At 50.7% G+C, this 17,634-nt stretch carries 11 protein-coding genes; all 11 read left to right on the top strand.

The annotated features are described in order from the left end of the window. The first annotated feature begins 339 nt into the window (after nucleotides 1–339). The 11 genes from ACFQI7_RS14925 (at nucleotide 340) to ACFQI7_RS14875 (ending at nucleotide 17,625) form a co-directional block, all read left to right on the top strand. A complete protein-coding gene (locus ACFQI7_RS14925) occupies nucleotides 340–1,539 on the top strand; it encodes an enolase C-terminal domain-like protein (protein ID WP_218097710.1) in 1,200 nt (399 codons plus the stop codon). Between the two features lie 25 nt (nucleotides 1,540–1,564). Next, entirely contained in the window at nucleotides 1,565–3,517 is a 1,953-nt protein-coding gene (locus ACFQI7_RS14920; protein WP_218097709.1) for an FAD-dependent oxidoreductase, read from the top strand. A gap of 38 nt (nucleotides 3,518–3,555) precedes the next feature. Continuing rightward, the gene (locus tag ACFQI7_RS14915; protein WP_377517024.1) at nucleotides 3,556–4,983 is read left to right on the top strand and encodes a glycoside hydrolase family protein; all 1,428 of its coding nucleotides are present in this window, start codon (nucleotides 3,556–3,558) and stop codon (nucleotides 4,981–4,983) included. Nucleotides 4,984–5,122: 139 nt separating this feature from the next. Beyond that, entirely contained in the window at nucleotides 5,123–6,019 is an 897-nt protein-coding gene (locus tag ACFQI7_RS14910; protein ID WP_218097707.1) for an AraC family transcriptional regulator, read from the top strand. Nucleotides 6,020–6,099: 80 nt separating this feature from the next. Continuing rightward, nucleotides 6,100–7,005, top strand: coding sequence for an AraC family transcriptional regulator (locus tag ACFQI7_RS14905; RefSeq protein WP_218097706.1), 906 nt, complete (start codon nucleotides 6,100–6,102; stop codon nucleotides 7,003–7,005). A 102-nt stretch (nucleotides 7,006–7,107) separates the two neighbouring features. After that, complete coding sequence (locus ACFQI7_RS14900; protein ID WP_218097705.1) at nucleotides 7,108–8,247, top strand: amidohydrolase family protein; 1,140 nt, start codon at nucleotides 7,108–7,110, stop codon at nucleotides 8,245–8,247. After that, entirely contained in the window at nucleotides 8,244–8,669 is a 426-nt protein-coding gene (locus ACFQI7_RS14895) for a Rieske (2Fe-2S) protein (protein WP_218097704.1), read from the top strand. Before ACFQI7_RS14900 ends, ACFQI7_RS14895 begins: the two co-directional genes overlap by 4 nt. 158 nt (nucleotides 8,670–8,827) lie before the next feature. Continuing rightward, complete coding sequence (locus ACFQI7_RS14890; protein ID WP_218097703.1) at nucleotides 8,828–10,144, top strand: ABC transporter substrate-binding protein; 1,317 nt, start codon at nucleotides 8,828–8,830, stop codon at nucleotides 10,142–10,144. 136 nt (nucleotides 10,145–10,280) lie between these two features. Beyond that, a complete protein-coding gene (locus tag ACFQI7_RS14885; RefSeq protein ID WP_377517021.1) occupies nucleotides 10,281–12,062 on the top strand; it encodes a glycoside hydrolase family 2 protein in 1,782 nt (593 codons plus the stop codon). Between the two features lie 63 nt (nucleotides 12,063–12,125). Then, nucleotides 12,126–13,994: an exo-alpha-sialidase gene (locus ACFQI7_RS14880; protein WP_218097702.1), complete on the top strand. Its 1,869-nt coding sequence runs from the start codon at nucleotides 12,126–12,128 to the stop codon at nucleotides 13,992–13,994. A 406-nt stretch (nucleotides 13,995–14,400) separates the two neighbouring features. After that, nucleotides 14,401–17,625, top strand: a complete 3,225-nt coding sequence (locus ACFQI7_RS14875; protein WP_218097701.1) for an Ig-like domain-containing protein — start codon at nucleotides 14,401–14,403, stop codon at nucleotides 17,623–17,625. Nucleotides 17,626–17,634 lie beyond the last annotated feature (9 nt).

Genomic DNA, 17,634 nt, shown 5'->3' with positions numbered 1-17,634 from the left:
TAAACGGGCGTCGCGTTAACTATTTTACGCGGCGTCCTTTTTCTAAGCGGTTGATGGAATTTGTTGCCCCGTCCGAATCGGATTATTTTACAAAAAATGCGTAATATTATCGATACTTCCAAGGGACGCAGTATCCTACAATGGGTAGTAACCCTTGATCTGAAGCGAGGGAAATATGGAATGTGTACAGAAAACCTGGTACAAACAGGTCAATAATTGATTATAAATACGTCAATCATTGTAAATCTTTTGTTTCTATTTCAGGTTAAAATCAACATTGTGCGATTATTACTTATATTCGGCGGGTTGAAAAAACATTGGAATGATGGAGGTCACACTATGGATTTGACATGTTTGCGAGAGTCCTATCGGCTGGATGAAATCGAATGGGCGATGCTTCCAGGGGAACGGCCAAGAGAAGCGGGCTGCAACGCGAGACTTGCTGCACACGGCAAAAGCCCCGTCGCCCGCATTGCCAAAATCAGGATCGGGGATTTAACAGGCTTCGGCATCTCGAGAATAAGCAAGGAACAAGCTCAGAGGCTTGTAGGCACCCCTGTAAAGGACATGTTTTATGAAAACGGTGCCGTCAAGGAAGCCTTCCGAGCGCTCGATTTTCCGCTATTGGATTGGCTGGGCAAGCTTGCCGACCGGTCTGTGTACGATATGTTCAATCAACACGGCGGTCCTTCTTCCGTAAAAAGCAGCATCAAAGTGCCGTGCTACGATACGACATTATATTTTGACGAATTGCATTTGACGGATAACGTAGCGGCCATCGAATGGATGAGTCGTGAGGCGCAAGATGGCAGAGATCGCGGTCACCGGAATTTCAAAATTAAAGTAGGCCGGGGAGCCCGCTGGATGGAAACGCGGAAAGGGCTGCAACGGGACATCGATATCATTCGGGCGATAAGAGAGGTCGCCGGTCCGGAAGGGAAGATTATGATCGATGCCAATAACGGCTACACCTCGAATATGACGAAAGAAGTACTGATGGAAACGAAGGATTGCGCTTTATATTGGATCGAGGAAGCGTTTCATGAAGACCGGGTACTGTATGAAGATTTAAGAGAATGGATGACGAAGTATCAGATTACAGTGAAAATTGCGGACGGCGAAGGCCAAGCGGATCCCCGTCTGATGGAATGGGCTAGAGATAAAGTCATAGACATCGTTCAATATGACATCATTAACCCGGGATTTTCCGAATGGCTTCTGCTTGGCTCAAAACTTGATGCCTGGGGAGCAGGCTCCGCGCCGCATAGTTACGGCAACATCATTGGCAACTATGTGAACGGTCATTTGGCCGCAGCCATTAAAGGATTTGAGTTTGTAGAATGGGATCATGCCGAAGTAAATGGGCTTGACGGCTCATCCTACCGTATAGAAGACGGCTTTGTAGCCATTCCGGATTCACCGGGATTTGGACTTCAGCTCGATGATGCCGTATTCGGCCGTATCCGACGTGATTCCGGATGGGTGGTAAAGCGCGATGGCATCCGTAAGTTAGGATTTGCCAAAACGAAAGGCTTGTGAGGGAGCAAACAAAAGGAGGCAGCTCATGAATCGCAAAGCGGACGTCGTTGTTGTCGGAGGAACGCCAAGCGGAGTCGCTTGTGCCGTACGGTGCTCCAGAGAAGGCCTGCATGTCGTGTTAGTCAGTTTTACGAGCAGGCTGGGTGGCATCATGAGCTCCGGGCTCGGTGTGACGGATAACGTGTATGCCGGGTTTCGCGCTCCAATCTATGAAGCGTTCGTTCGCCATGTGCGGGAGTATTACAGATCGGTATACGGCGAGGAATCCAAACAATATCAGGCGTGCTACGCCAAAGGAAAGCTGCACGTCGAGCCGCATGTTGCCGAGCGGGTGTTCACGGACCTGGTCCATGCGGAGCCCCGGATTTCAACCTTGTACCGGTATTATCCGGTATCCGTGGAGAGGTCGGGTCGAAGGTTGTCGGCCGTAACGCTGCAAAGCTTTGATGACGGTTCTTTGATCCGGCTCGAAGCGGATGCGTTCGTCGATGCAAGCTACGAAGGAGATCTTGCTGCCGAGTCGGGGGCGGAAATGCGAACCGGCCGTGAAGGGCGCAACGCGTATGGCGAACCGCATGCGGGAAAATTGTTCGTCTTTCCGGGCGGCGGGCCGATTTCACCGGATGCCGTGGACGGATTGCTCGACTTGCGTACGATTTCGGACTCCGGACAGCGGATTTTTGCCGACCCTTCCGGTGAAGGCGACGATGCGTTCCAAGCTTATAATTTCCGGGTCATCTTGACCTGCAACCCGGACAACCGGGTATACCCGGATAGGCCGGAAACTTATGATAGAAATCTGTACTTGGGCATTGTGAAGAAGCCGGAGGAACACGATGACTCAACGTTCCCACTGCGGAGCCATCTCCTGCTAAGCGACGGCAGTTGGTCGCTCAGGAGCCATCTGCCTAACGAGAAATTGACATGGAACGACCCGCTGCTGCTGGGCGCAAATTTGGAATATCCGACGGCGAATTGGGCCCGCCGGGAGGAAATCGTTCGCAAGCATAAAGATTTTGCGCTAGGCATGCTGTATTTCCTTCAGCATGACGTGGCGGTTCGTCCGGAGGTCCGGCTGGAAGCGCTGCGTTGGGGGCTGCCCAAGGACGAGTTTGCCGATAATGGTCACTTCCCTTATGAAATATTGGTCCGAGAGGGCAGGCGTCTGGTTGGGCGTTACGTATTCACGGAGCATGACGCCTTACAGGCGCCCGGCATACAGCGGGCCCTCATCCATGCCGACTCGGTCGGCATTGCCGATTGGCCGGTCAGCTCTCACGATTGTACAGCGGACCGGCGATCCGGCAGCCTGAACGACGGCGTACTGAATTTGACCGATATAACGCGGGCTTCGCAGATTCCTTACCGTGTTTTGCTGCCGAAAGATACGGATAATCTGCTGGTGACTGTATGCCTGTCCTGCTCGCATATGGGGTGGGGTACGCTCCGGCTGGAGCCTGTATTTATCCAATTGGGGGAATCGGCTGCATTTGCCGTTTCACTTGCTGCGGAGCTGGGGACGACGCCGGGAAAACTGGACGCGAACCGGCTCGTTCGTAAGCTGGCTGACAACCGGGTGATGGTCAGCTTGTTTCAAGATTTCGATCTATCGGCCGGACAGGGATGGGAGCCAGCCGTACAGTATTTCGGGACCAAAGGCTTCTTCGATGCCTACGAGGCCAAGCCGGAAGCGCTGCTTGACTGGTATACCGCCCGCATATGGGCGAAAGCATTGGGACATTTGGCAGCAGGAGACTTGAGCCCTCTCGAGACGGCAGATAAGATGGCAAAGGAGCGGTCCCGGCGGGCGGCGGAGCCGGAGCCTGTGAGCGGGAACGAGTTTTTCCAAATCGTAAAATATGAACTAAGCAAGCACGGTATAGAGGGGCTGCGGTGGCCTTTGGAAACGGAACCCGAAGAAGCCATAACTCAGGGGAACGCGTGTCTGATGTTGTATCGATTGTGCGGGGGAAGATGAGCAACCGTTTGTCCGATCTAAAAAGAAAGGACTGACTTATGAAAAGAAAAATCGTAAGCTATGTTCTTGTTTTCTTGTTTGTGTTGATCAGCAGCATCCCCTCTGCCGCTCAAAATTCGTATGCCGCGAGCGGTTCCGATAGGAATGGGAAGGTTATGAATCACCGCGTAGATTTTGAAAACGGAGACTTGATCATCGGTACATTCTTCACGGCCAGTACGAAGGCGATGTCCGAAAAAGAGCCAAAGCGTCCGATTGATCGAAGAATAGGATTGTATGCCTCCAATAACGGAACGGACTTTACATATTTGGGAGAATCCGGCCTGTCCGGAAGAGATTCAAGTCTCATGTATAAAGACGGAACTTTCTACATGTTATCGACGGCTTCGGAGAAGGAACTGTTTGCGGTTCATATTCAAAAGAGCAGTGATTTGATGAATTGGACGAATCTCAATAACGCCAGATACGAAATAACGAATATAGAGGGAAAGCGGCCGGGAAAAGTGTATAACTGGGGGCCGAAATGGGTCGAGGACGGCGATAAGACCTATGTTATTGTCAGCTTTGAAAGCTCGCAACCGCGAATTACCCATGGATTGCTGCCCTTTCCATCATACCCCATTATGGACACCTATATCATTCCGGTCGAAAGCTGGGGGACAGACGATCAAAGCAAAGAAGACCTGAACCGCAAAAACATCGCCTTCGGGAAACCGAGAAAGGTCAATTGGGGAGAAGGAGAAGGATTGTCTTATAAGCTCTATAAGGGCGAAAAAGAACAAATCAGCAGGATCGGTTCCTATGTCTTTATACATAAGGACAATAAGCAAAAATACGGTTATTCGTATATTCTGTTTACCAAAGTAGATCCGTGGGGCGAGATTGAGGTCTGGGGAGCGGATGATCTCATGATGGAAATACCATGGAAACGAATTTTAACTGCCCTTGTCTATTCGGGCACGGGGACAGAAGCTCCTAATGAGTTTATAGATGCAGGAAGCCGCAAATTTAAAAGGCTATTTGAAGGCAATTATCCGGTGCAGATTGGCGATACCTTTTACTTGTATACGGATAACTATGTGTATAATTCAGCGAATCTGATAACCGACGGCGGCATGTACTACACGACCTTCACCGACTTGACCAAAGGCTTCGGCAATCCGAAGCCGATACAAGTAGCGAACACAAATCAAAGACCATCGGGCATTGAAGATTATGTAACAAGAAACGGCAACGTTAAAAATATGACGAATCCGGAAGCAAAAAAAGTCATCGCGGCGTTCAGCATGCATAAAGCAAATAATAATGTAACAAAACTAACAAAGGAAAACGTATCGGCAGCAGGTGAATCCGAGCAGAACGATGAACGTACTGCATATCCGACAGTGCTGCTCAGCATACTTGCCGGCGCTTCTATGATCATGGGCTTCATTTACTTGAAGCATCGGAAGTACAAAAAATGGTAACGCTTGAATCAGCATCCAGCATCGGCTTGAAATCCTCCTTCGCATGTTGCGAGGAGGATTTTTTACGTTGAATGAAGCGGTTGTCTGTGACATAGTTAACAGTATAACTATGCGTATCTTCAGATGGGGGACACGGGCTATGGACATGAAGGACATGATTAAAAACAACAATATTGATTGGAATAAGGATATGGTTAAAAAGTTGAAGCACTTCCCAATCGTATTGCACAGCAACCAGTGGAAGAAAGGAACTGGTCTCCATTACCACCCCGGCCTGGAATTCCACATGACGCACGAGGGTACAGGAACGATGGTTGTCGGCAAGCAAATCGTTCTGCAATCACCTCGTTCTGTGCTTGTTTTTCGTGGCATGGTCCCACACCAGATGATTTCCCGTTCTTCCTATAAACGTTCCGTCGTCAGTATTAATTTCGGCGATGAAGATACCGGCATGCTGCCGAGCCTGCACCAATTGATCGAATTTGCTTGGATTCCAAACGACTCGTGCCTGAATTTCTCGCTTACCCCGAAGCAGTTTCTAAGGATGGAAGAGATGGTCAAGGAGTTGAGGCACGAGCTGATGGCCCGAGGTACCGGCTGGGAGCAGGTTGTACTAGCTCAAGTGCTGCAAATGTCCGTCTTTCTGCAAAGGATGCTGGTCGAGCCGGAGCAGGTAACGGCATTGTCTTCTCAACCGTCAGGCAGAAAATCGGATCTTGTGCAGCAGTGCTCGGACTTTGTGTGCGGAAATTTGGGGGAAGACTTGTCGTTAAAAACGGTCGCACGTCGATTCGCCGTCAGCGAAGCATATTTGACGCGCAGCTTCACCAAGGAGATGGGCATCAGCTTTTACCAATATGTGCTGCTGCAGCGGGTGGCCGAGGGTAAACGCTTGCTTCGGGAGGTACCCGATGTGTCCATCTCCGATATTGCATACATGATCGGGTTCCCGTCATCCTCCCACTTTAGCCGCCACTTCAAGCTGTTGACCGAGGAAACGCCGTCCGTCTACCGTCAGAAGATGATTGATACGTAGCGGCATCGTTGGATGAAGCGACCGCCTATGACATTTGTGACCAAGAATATATACGTATCTTTGAATAGGAGACACGGGCTATGGATATGAAAGATTCAATCATCAATGAGAAGCTTCAATGGAACACGGATATGGAGAAAAAGTTGAATCGCTTTCCGATAGTCATGCACAGTAACCAGTGGATCAAGGGGACCGACTTTCACTATCATCCCGGATTGGAAATTCACATCACGCACGATGGAGCCGGCACAATGGTTGTCGGAAAACAAATATTGCTGCAGAATCCTCGTTCTGTACTCGTTTTTCGAGGCATGGTACCGCATCAGATGATTTCCAAATCGTCCTATAAGCGGACTGTCATCAGTGTCAATTTCGGCGGAGACGATAGCCATACGCTTCCGAGCTTGCATCGTCTAATCGATTTTGGATGGATTCCGGAAGACTCGTGCCTGAATTTCTCGCTCACCCCGAAACAGTTTCAACAGCTTGAGGAAATGTGCAGGATGCTGCGGCACGAGCTCACGGTTCGGGAAGTCGGCTGGGAACGCATGGCATTGTCTCATACGCTGGAGATCACCGTTTTCCTGGAAAGAAGTTTGGGTGAAACCCAGACGGCTACGTTATCCCCGCAATCGAATGGCAAAGTAACCGATCTTGTGCAGATATGCTCGGATTATGTGTGCCAAGGTCTTGGAGAGGATTTATCGCTCAAGGCGGTTTCCAAACGATTCGCTGTCAGCGAAGAATACTTGACGCGAAGCTTTACCAAGGAGATGGGCATCAGCTTCTATCAATATGTACTTTTGCAGCGCGTAGCGGAAGGCAAACGGCTGCTGCGCGAAGCTCCGGATGTGTCCATTACCGATATCGCTTACATGATCGGGTTTCCTTCCTCTTCCCATCTTAGCAAGCATTTCAAGACATTGACCGGAGAAACGCCGTCCGCTTACCGCCAGAAAATATTTGAACCGCAAAATGGTCAATAATCAAGTATAAATCCGTCAATTATCAGCGATTCATTTGATCCCCGCCGAGCTACAATAAGCTTGTAAACATCATATAAGCGACATATGTTGGAGGGGAAAGAAATGCAAACGACAGAGGACAGTACGAAGCAGGCGACGGTTCAACGCATGAAGGTGAAGCGTCCGATTATCGATTGCGATATTCACCAATTTACGGGGCTGAACGTGATCAAACCGTACTTGCCGCGGGAATATCGGGAGCTTGTCGAAACGTATGGTTCGGCGATGCCGGGCTCGATGCACTTTAACGGCGGAGTCGGCGGAAGAATGGTCGATTCGTTTCCTCCGGAAGGCGGTCCGGCCGGCAGCAGTCTGGAGTATATGCAGAAGCATCTGCTCGATCCGTACAACATTAAGTACGGCATTCTGACCGGCGAAAGCTTGGGCGTACAGTCTACCATCAATTTTGATTATGCGGCTGCTTACTGCAGCGCAGTGAACGATTATACGCTGGAGCATTGGCTTGCAGGCGATAAGCGGCTTAGAGGCTCCATCCTGATCCCGAAGCAGGATCCTGCAGCGGCTGCCAAAGAAATTGACCGCATCGGATCGCGTCCCGAAATCGTTCAGGTTCTTGTCCAGAACGGAGCGATATTTCCATACGGTAACCGATATTATTATCCGATATACGAAGCGTGCGTTCGGCATAATTTGCCGCTTACGATCCACGTCAGCGGAGAAGGAGCCGGCATGAACGTTCCGGCGACCGGCGCCGGTCACGTCACCCACTACATCGAATCGCGTGCGGCCCGTCCGCAGGTGATGATGGCGCACCTGGCTAGCTTCATCTTTGAGGGCGTGTTCGAACGGTTCCCGACACTGAAGGTCGTGCTGCAGGAGGCGGGTGTGTTCTGGATCGTGCCGTACCTATGGCGGCTTGACCAGGATTGGAAGGCGCTGCGGGTACAAACGCCGTGGGTCCGCAAAAAGCCGAGCGAATATTTCCGCGATCGCGTACGCGTGACGACGCAGCCGATCGAAACGACACCGAACCGAGAAATGTTCGATCAAATGATGGAAGCCATTTATGCGAAAGAGACGATGATGTTCTGCAGCGACTATCCGCACTGGGACTTCGATTCCCCTCAGCATGCGCTGCCGAGGATGGAACATGAGTTGGCGGACCGCGTCTTTTATCAAAATGCGGCTGAACTGTACGGTCTTCCCTCGATCGATTCGGTGCGAGAGGAGGAACAGGCATGAGCAAGCCGTCGCCGTCACAAGGATTGACATCATCCAAATCCACAGCTCCACTGCAGCGGCATATCGTAGCCACCGTATCAGAAATTCCGCCCGGAGCCAAGAAGATCGTGGAAGCCGGCGGACGCAGCATTGGAGTGTATAACATCAACGGACAATTTCATGCGCTGCGCAACGTCTGTCCGCACCAGGGAGCGGAGCTGTGCAAGGGGCTGGTAAAGCCGCTCGTCGTCTCGCATAGCCCGGGAAGCTTCGAGTACGAGCGGGAAGGCGAAATCGTACGCTGCCCGTGGCATCAGTGGGAATTCGATATCAAGACCGGCTGCATGATCGTCGATCCGGCGATGCGAACGAAATCGTACGAGGTAACGGTAGAAAAATTCGACGTATCCGTTGAAGAGGGTCACGTAATCGTGCATATGTAGCTGGGAACCGGCCCCGTAATCGAAGCCGGCTGCATGCAGCCGGCTTTCTGCTGGGCTGCAAAGTCAAATGTATCATCGCAAAGCGATAATTGCATCCCGCAAGGAAGGGTTGACTAAGGGAAGCAATAAATTGGGGGATATCATAAAGGGGCGGAACTATGGGTCAAAATCACGGTGAAAAGAAGCCGAACACGGCAAAAAAATGGTTGCAATGGATGTCGATCGGTACGCTGGTCGTGCCGCTGGCCGCTTGCAGCAGCAACGGCAGCGAAGCAAATGACATTCAGAGCGGTACGGCGGAGAAAAGCAAAGATCCGGTAAGCCTGACGTTTTATTCCACTTCAACCTGGAGCCAGGAAGCGTTTTACGAACGGTTCGGCGATGCGATGAGAAAGAAGTTCCCGAATTATAATATCGAATATATCGCAATCGGCAAAGGAACTACGCTTCCGGAGATCATCAGCTCGGGAACCCAGATCGACATCGTCTGGCAGGATGTGAACTCCACGATTCCTCAGCTGATTGAGTATGGGCTGCAGTTCGATATGACTGATCTGATCAAGAAGCATGGGCTTGACTTGAAAACGTTAGAACCTTCGACCATCGATATAATCAAACAAATGTCCGAAGGCAAAATGTATGCGCTTCCAATTGTTATTAATACGGCGGCATTGTATTACAACAAAGATATTTTCGACCGATTCGGTATCGCTTATCCGCAGGATGGCATGACGTGGGATCAGGTGAGTGATCTGGCCAGAAAATTACGGAGAACGGATGGCGGCCAGGAGTACTACGGCATTGCAACAGGTAGTCAGCCTCAGCTGAATATGAGCGCGTTTTCCATTCCTTTCATTGATCCGAAAACAGAGAAGCCGACCATCTTGACCGATGAACGATGGAAGACGATCTACACTCAATTAACCGCCTTGAGAAAAACCTCGGATAACAAAAGTTTGGTCGAAGATAACTTTGTGAAAGATAAAAACGTGGCGATGCTCGATTATTTGGCCAATACGTTTCTGAATAAAGATATGAGCATGATGAATTGGGACCTGGTCGCTTACCCGACATTTAAAGAGCTGCCGGGCAAAGGACCGCAGACGCTTCCTACCCTCTTCGGCATTACGTCGGTCAGCAAGCATAAGGACGAGGCGATGGAAGTGCTGAAGTTTATGCTGTCCGAGGAAGCGCAGCTCAGCTTGTCCGAAAGAGCGATCATTCCCGTACTGCAAAACGAAAAGGTGCTTAAAGCGTTCGGTACGAAGGCCAAATACCCGAATAAAAACTATCAGGCCATTCTTAAATGGAAGTTTTCCCCGATTGCACCCAAAACGAAATATGAAACGAAAGCGCGCACCATTTTCGCCAAGCCTACTGTAGATCTCGGCAGTGATAAAATCGATATGAACACCGCTTTCAGGCAAATTGATGAGGAAACGAGCAAAATGATCGCCGAGGAAAAGGCCAAATAATATTATCCCGCCGTTTTGTCAAAACGGAATAAGCAAGCCATATGATTTTACAAAAATAGCATGTTATTTTCCATGTAGCCGTAGAACAAACTAGCCTACACTGAACTAAGACTTGTTTTGGAGGAATGATGAACCTATGATGCAACCGATGAGAACCGAATATCCAAGGCCGCAGTTTGCTCGGAGCGACTGGGCCCATTTAAACGGCGCATGGGAATTCGAATATGACGACGATCGGATCGGTCGCCAACAGAAATGGCATAAGGGCGAGAAGACATTCTCCAGAACGATTCAGGTGCCGTTTTCCTTCGAAAGCAAGCTGAGCGGCATCGGCGAACCGGATTTTCACGATACGGTATGGTACCGTCGCAGCTTTGCGGTTCCGGAAGGATGGGCGGACCGAAGAGTGATCCTGCATTTCGGCGCTGTCGATTACAAAGCGAATGTATGGGTCAACGGCGATCATGTCGTTTCCCATGAAGGCGGACATACGCCGTTTTTCGCGGATATTACAGAAGCGCTCCTTCCCGGGGGCACGAATGTGGTTGTCGTGCTGGCGGAGGATTACAGCCTCGATTTGTCGCTGCCGCGCGGCAAGCAGTACTGGCAGCCGAAGTCCAAGGGCATCTTTTATACGCGGACGACAGGCATTTGGCAGACGGTTTGGATGGAAACGGTACACGCCGTCCATTTGGAAAAGGTGCGCATGACGCCGGACATCGATAACGGTTCGATAGAAATTCAGTCGAGCGTTACCGGGTACAGCCCCCAGGATGACCTTAAGCTTAAAGTGGAAGTAAGCTTTAAAGGAAACTCGGTCACGGAAGATGTTTACTCGGTCAGGGAATCCGGGGAATCGCGGACGGTCGTGCTGTCGCATTATCAAGGCTTTCGCCGGTGCCACCTGTGGACTCCGGAACAACCGAACCTGTACGATATCAAGTTTACGCTGCTGAAGAACGGACAGCCGGTTGACGAAGTGACAAGCTACTTCGGCATGCGGAAGATTTCGGTGGAAGACGGTAAGCTCATGCTGAACAATCGCTTTTACTATATGAGGCTTGTGCTCGATCAAGGTTATTATCCGGACGGTAATCTGACGCCGCCTTCGGACGAAGCGATTCGCCGAGATGTCGAGCTGACGAAGGAAATGGGATTTAACGGGGCGCGTAAGCACCAGAAGATGGAGGACCCGCGCTACCATTATTGGTGCGATCGGCTTGGCTTGCTCGTTTGGGGGGAAGCTGCCAATGCCTATCAATATTCCGCGGAATATGTGAACCGGTTTACTAAGGAATGGCAGGAAGTCATCGAGAGGGATTACAACCATCCTTGTATCGTGGCGTGGGTGCCTTTGAACGAAAGCTGGGGCGTCGTTAACATAAAGGATGATGCATTTCAGCAGCAGCATGCGCTCGCGATGTATCACTTGACCCGATCGCTCGATCGGACGCGGCTTGTCGTATCGAACGACGGATGGGAGCATATGAAGACGGATTTGTGCACGATCCACGATTATGAGGCATCCCGAAGCGTGCTTGAGGAGCGTTACCGCTCCGCAGAGTCGTCGGTGAATGGGCTGCGGTCGCACAGCAAGCCGACATTTGTCGGCGGAATGCAATATGAGGGCCAACCGATTCTGGTCAGCGAGTTTGGAGGCATCTCCTTCAAGAAGAGCGATTGGGAAGGCTGGGGGTACTCCGACGCGGACAGCGATGAGGATTTCATCCTGAAGCTGAAGGCCGTAATCGAGCCGATGCTCTCCTCGCCGGTCATCCAGGGCTTTTGCTATACGCAATTAACGGACGTGGAACAGGAAATTAACGGCTTGCTCACATACGACCGGGAGCCGAAGGTACCAATCAAGCAAATGAAGGAGATCATTGCAGGTAAATGTTCGCCGAGAAGCTTTGGATAGAGCAGCGGGGTTGTTGCCATCTGATATGCTCCTCTATTTTGGAAAGGCGGGGAATGTGTTCGCGTGTTTACCATAAAGCATTTTCCTACATTTCTTGCGTTCATGCTGGCTGGCAGTATGCTTGTCTCCTGCGAAGCGGCTCGACAGTCGGGAACAGAGCAGAAGGATAAAGGGGATCACATCGTGAGCGAAATGAAGCAGACGGCTAACCCAAAAGATAGAACGTTCAAAATTAGCATGATTGAACATTTAAACACCGGCGCCGTGGAATTGAATTCTCATGAAGGCGAGACAGAAGACAGTAGGCTCGAATTGAACTACCGTCAATATTTGGAGCTGAATCCCGCTCAGCTCGGCACGAATAAAGCCATGTATCCGCGTCTCAAAAAGCTTGCGGACGGCAGCTATATTTTGTTCTATCAGGACGGAAAGATCGGCTGGAACATTTATTATGTCAAAAGTAAAGATCTGGTCGAATGGACAAAGCCGAGACCGCTCTTTACGTCCTATAAAATATTGAATGGAACCGATTTCCGGTGCTTCTCGACAGTCGACGCGGTTGTTCTGCAAAATGGAGATCTGCTCGCGATCAGCTCGTACCGCGCAAACAAAGGATATACGACATTGCCGGAGCACAACGGTCTGATGATGAGGCGGAGCAGCGACGGGGGCGCAACCTGGGGGGACGAGAAGATCATCTATGTCGGGCCTAACTGGGAGCCGTCCATGCTGCAGCTTCCGTCTGGCGAGATTCAAGTGTATTTTACGCATATCGCTCCGAAGATGGCAGTGGAGAACACGCTGCACTCCAGCGGAACCGCGATCATCCGTTCCTATGACAATGGGGCAACATGGACGCCGAATGTAACCGAATCCCCGTATGCGGCACATCGGATCGCGCAGCAGTATGTCAAGACGACGGAGCAAGGGGTAAAGTCGTTTACCGATCAAATGCCAAGCGCCATATGGCTTAATCGCGGAAAAGGGATCGCCCTCGCGATGGAATCGCATTTAGCCAATGACAAATATTCGATTACGCTTGCCTACTCCTCCGACAACTGGGCAAAAGGGCTCGAGACGGACGAACCCGGCCCGGCGGACCGCAGAAACAATATTTATCCGGGAGCAGCACCGTATTTGGCGCAGTTTCCGTCAGGCGAGACGGTATTAGCATACAACGAGGGATCGAACTACAGATTGCGTATCGGAGACACAAGCGCGCGAGACTTTGGAAGCGAGTATATTCCTTTTTCCGGAAAAGGCTATTGGGGTGCCACGGAGAGGATTGGATCGCATGCTCTGATCGCTACGATGCCAAAGGTCGTTTCTGTCGGCAATTCGGATTACCGGAACTCCATTATGATCGGAAGACTATACTTGAATCACCGCATCGATGCGAAGAAAGGATCCTTGAAGATGGACGGGCGGATGGATGAATGGAACCATCATACGGAAGCGCTCTTCCTTGGAAGCGACAGCCAGGCACAGGCGACGATCCGGTCGGCACACGACGGCAAACATTTAGTTTTGCTGGTTGAGCGTCTCGACCGGTATCTCACGAACGAAGATACGGCAGCACTCTTTATCGGCAGCGGGGACGACAAAAAATCATTTTACAAATTTGATCTGAATTCGGGCGGCGTGACACAGTTCTCGCAATATATCAACGGCGCCTACCAAACGCTTCCGATCAGTGAAGTGAAGTCGTTTGCAGCGGTAAACGGAAGCGTTGGCCAAGAGGGCGATGATAACACAGGGTATTTGGTCGAAGCAGCTGTACCGTTATCGCGGATCGGCAGCGAAGCGAAGCACTTACGATTCAATGCGATTTTGTATAACAAGGACGCCAACGCGAAGAAAACGGCAGACACCTTTACGGGTGCTTCACTTACCGATCAGGATACATGGCTCACGATCCGATTAACGGAGTAGAGTACATCTTGGCGAGGGAGCGAAAAAGACAGTACAACGATAGGCAGCGGCTCCTTTATTGCAGGCGTACCCAAGCGTATAAATTTAGGCAGCAAGCTAGCGTCGGTACTCGATCGGCGTTAGCTTGTTTTATTTGTTTAAGGCATCAAGTTTTTTTCAACCGATATAAACCAGTGTTGAATGAAGAGCACCGAATGCCGTGTATGCATTAAAAAAAATTTATAAATATTTACTTCGAATTGGTGTGCAAATTGGAAAAATTGAATTGACATATTGAGGGTTTTAAAGCAATAATTATGGAGAGTTATATTTACTATTTAGTTATTTCATTAACCATTTAATTAATTGAAAGGAGGTCGCCATGTTATTTTAGACTTTTACCGATTCAAGGAAAAGGAGGTATCCAATGTTAAACAAGTCTTTCTTTTTGCTGTGCATTTCAATCCTATTCGTCTTAGGAGCAGGCGGCTTCGGAATGATTTCCATTGTGAAGGAGTCAAATGCGGAGCCCATCATTCCCAACATTGTAGTAAACGGCGGATTCGAATCCTATAAGTCCTCGTCGTCGGACGGCTGGACAGAACGGCGGCCGGACGGCTGGAAAATCGTGAACTTGACCGGTGCCGCAAAAGCGACGGTGGACCTTGACGCGAAACATGATGGGACGGCGGCATTGCAACTGCAAGGGGACTCGAAACCGACACGGTCCGCCGTATCTCAAAATGTAAGCGTTCACGAGAATCAATATTACGAAGCATCGGCCTGGGTCAAGACGGATCAGCTTGTTTCGAATGACGCCGGAGCCACATTCAGATTGCAGTTTTATAACACGGCAAACGCCAACATGAATAAGCATATTACATTCGGATCCGTGAAAGGGACGGAAGATTGGATGCTCGTGACCCACAGGTTCCAGGCGCCGGCCGGTGCAACCAAGATGCTCCTCGAAATTTTCATCTGGAACAGTACGGGCACAGCCTGGTTCGACGAAGTGGCTCTTCGGGAGGTTACTCCGGTTGCGGATATTGTACTGGACCGTAGAACCGCAGCTTTGCGGATTGGGGAGAAACTGGCGATAGGCGCGACAGTCCTTCCGGAGCAGGCCGGCAATAAGAGGCTGACTTGGATCTCATCGAATCCCGACGTTGCGCAAGTCCAGGACGGGATTGTGATCGGCATAGGCTCAGGATCGGCGCGCATAACGACTCAATCCGTCGATAGCGGTGTCAAAACCGAGATAGCTGTCGAAGTAAGTGCCGACGGTGGATCTTTGAAAGACGACAACTATTCGCACAGGGTGAAAGAAGACCAGCAGGTCAACGGAGCGATGGCGGTCAAGGACGCAGAGGGGAACTCACTTTCTTATGCCATGCTTGATTTTCCCCGGAATGGAGCCATTCGGCTCGATCTCACCGGCACTTGGTCTTATACTCCGAATGCAGATTTTGCCGGAACCGACAAGTTTATCGCAGTCGTCACGAACGGGAAAGGGGGCATTGCATCCTCGGAGGTGACGATCAATATCATTCCGGAAAACGATCCTCCGAAGGCGGAAAATGAGCAGAAGCAGACGCTAAAGAACACATCATTGAAAGCGAAAATATCAGGTTACGACGTTGACGGGGACTCGTTGACTTATTCCGTTGCGCTGCCGCCCTCTCATGGCACCGTCACATTGGGTGCGAATGATGACTGGACATACGTTCCGGCAACCGATTATCTCGGGGCGGATATGTTTACACTCTCTGTACAAGATGGCAATGGGGGAAATACAGAGACGGAGGTCAGCCTGCTTGTTACACCGCCACGCACAGACGTTATTGTGAAGCTGAAAAAGAATTCTGCCGGGCAACAGCATCCGCGACTCATGGCCACAGCGGACGATTTCTCCCGAATAAGAGAAGGGGTTGAAACCGATGCGAATATGAAGAAATGGTACAATAACCTAATTGTCGAAGCAGATGCTATCCTGCCGCAACCGGTGTCCAAATATGAGCTTCCGGACGGACGCCGCCTGCTCGATACCTCCCGTCGGGTATTATCGCGCGTGCGGACGCTCGCGATGACATACCAAATCAGTGGGGATGAAAAGTACGCAGAACGGGCTTGGATGGAATTGGATGCTGCAGCGGGTTTCAAGGATTGGAATCCAAGTCACTTTCTTGACACGGCGGAAATGACCCATGCCTTTGCGATCGGCTATGACTGGCTGTATCACTATTGGACTCCGGAGCGGAAAGAGGTACTCCGCACGGCGATTGTGGAAAAAGGCTTGAAGCAGGCTCTGGGTGAATACCGCAAGCAGTCCGACTGGTCAAAGGCGAACCATAACTGGAACTCGGTATGCAACGGAGGCATCGGGATCGGAGCACTTGCCATCGCTGATGAGAATCCGGAGTTAGAAGCGCTTGCCGGTGAAATTCTCGAAGGTGCAATAAAGTTGCTGCCGACGATGATAGCCGAATACGCTCCGGACGGCGCTTGGGGCGAAGGACCGGGATACTGGGAATACGGAACCCAATACGCCGTTTATTTTCTGGAATCGCTGCACAAGACGTTGGGAATGGATTACGGTATTACCGATATGAAGGGTTTCCCCAATGCGTTTCGTTTCTTAATTCATATAAACGGTCCTAAAGGAACCTTCAATTTTGCAGACGGAGGAGCGGGCAAAATCAATTCTCCGCTAGCGCTTTGGTTCGCACTCCGATTCGGCCAACAGGATGCGATCTGGTACCATCAAAATTTGTATAACGCTGACCGGGGCGGATTGTTCGACTTGCTCTGGTACCGTCCGGATGCGTATGCCAGTTCAGCCGACGGCGACGTACCATCCAGGGACGCTTATTTCCGTCACGTCGAGAATGTAGTCATGCGCAGCGCCTGGAATCAGGACGATGCCGCTTTTGCAGCGTTCAAGGCGGGAGATAACAGCATAAACCATGGCCATCTCGACATCGGTACGTTCGTTTATGATGTGCTGGGGATCAGGTGGGCGCATGATCTCGGAGCCGACAATTACAATCTGCCCGATTATTTTCAAAAGAATCGGTGGCAGTACTACCGCACCCGCGCAGAGGGGCACAACACCCTTGTTATCAATCCCGGTAAGGAGGCCGATCAGAGCCTGGAGGCGAAGGCTGCGATCGTCAAGTTCGATTCGAACGCCTATGGGGCAATGGCCATCGGAGATTTGACGTCAGCTTATAAACAAGATGCCATATCCGCCAAACGCGGAATGATGATGTTTGATTCCCGGCGGCAACTGCTGATTCAAGACGAGCTCCGTTTAAGGAAGCCGTCGGAGGTTTGGTGGTTTATGCATACGCAGGCTCAAATCGATGTTCTTCCAGACGGCAAAAGTGCGATTCTCAGCCAGGCGGGCAAACGGGTAATGGTTCAACTTTTGGGGGAGACCGGTGCATCGTTTTCTGTCATGAATGCAGAGCCGCTTCCTACATCGCCGGGACCGAAACAAGGCGTGAATAACCGCTATAAGAAGTTAACCATTCATTTGAGCGGAGTTGAAACGGCAGTTCTGTCCGTTCGGTTCGTACCGCTCTTAGACGAGAACGCGGATCCAAACGAGCCAATAGTGACTCCGTTAGATCAATGGACTTTGTCTGAGTAATCGACAAGG

It is taken from the genome of Paenibacillus allorhizosphaerae, assembly GCF_042659105.1.
In the GTDB taxonomy this organism is placed as follows: domain Bacteria; phylum Bacillota; class Bacilli; order Paenibacillales; family NBRC-103111; genus Paenibacillus_G; species Paenibacillus_G allorhizosphaerae.
Note: the sequence above shows the minus strand (reverse complement) of the source record. Positions and strands in the feature narration are given on the sequence as shown.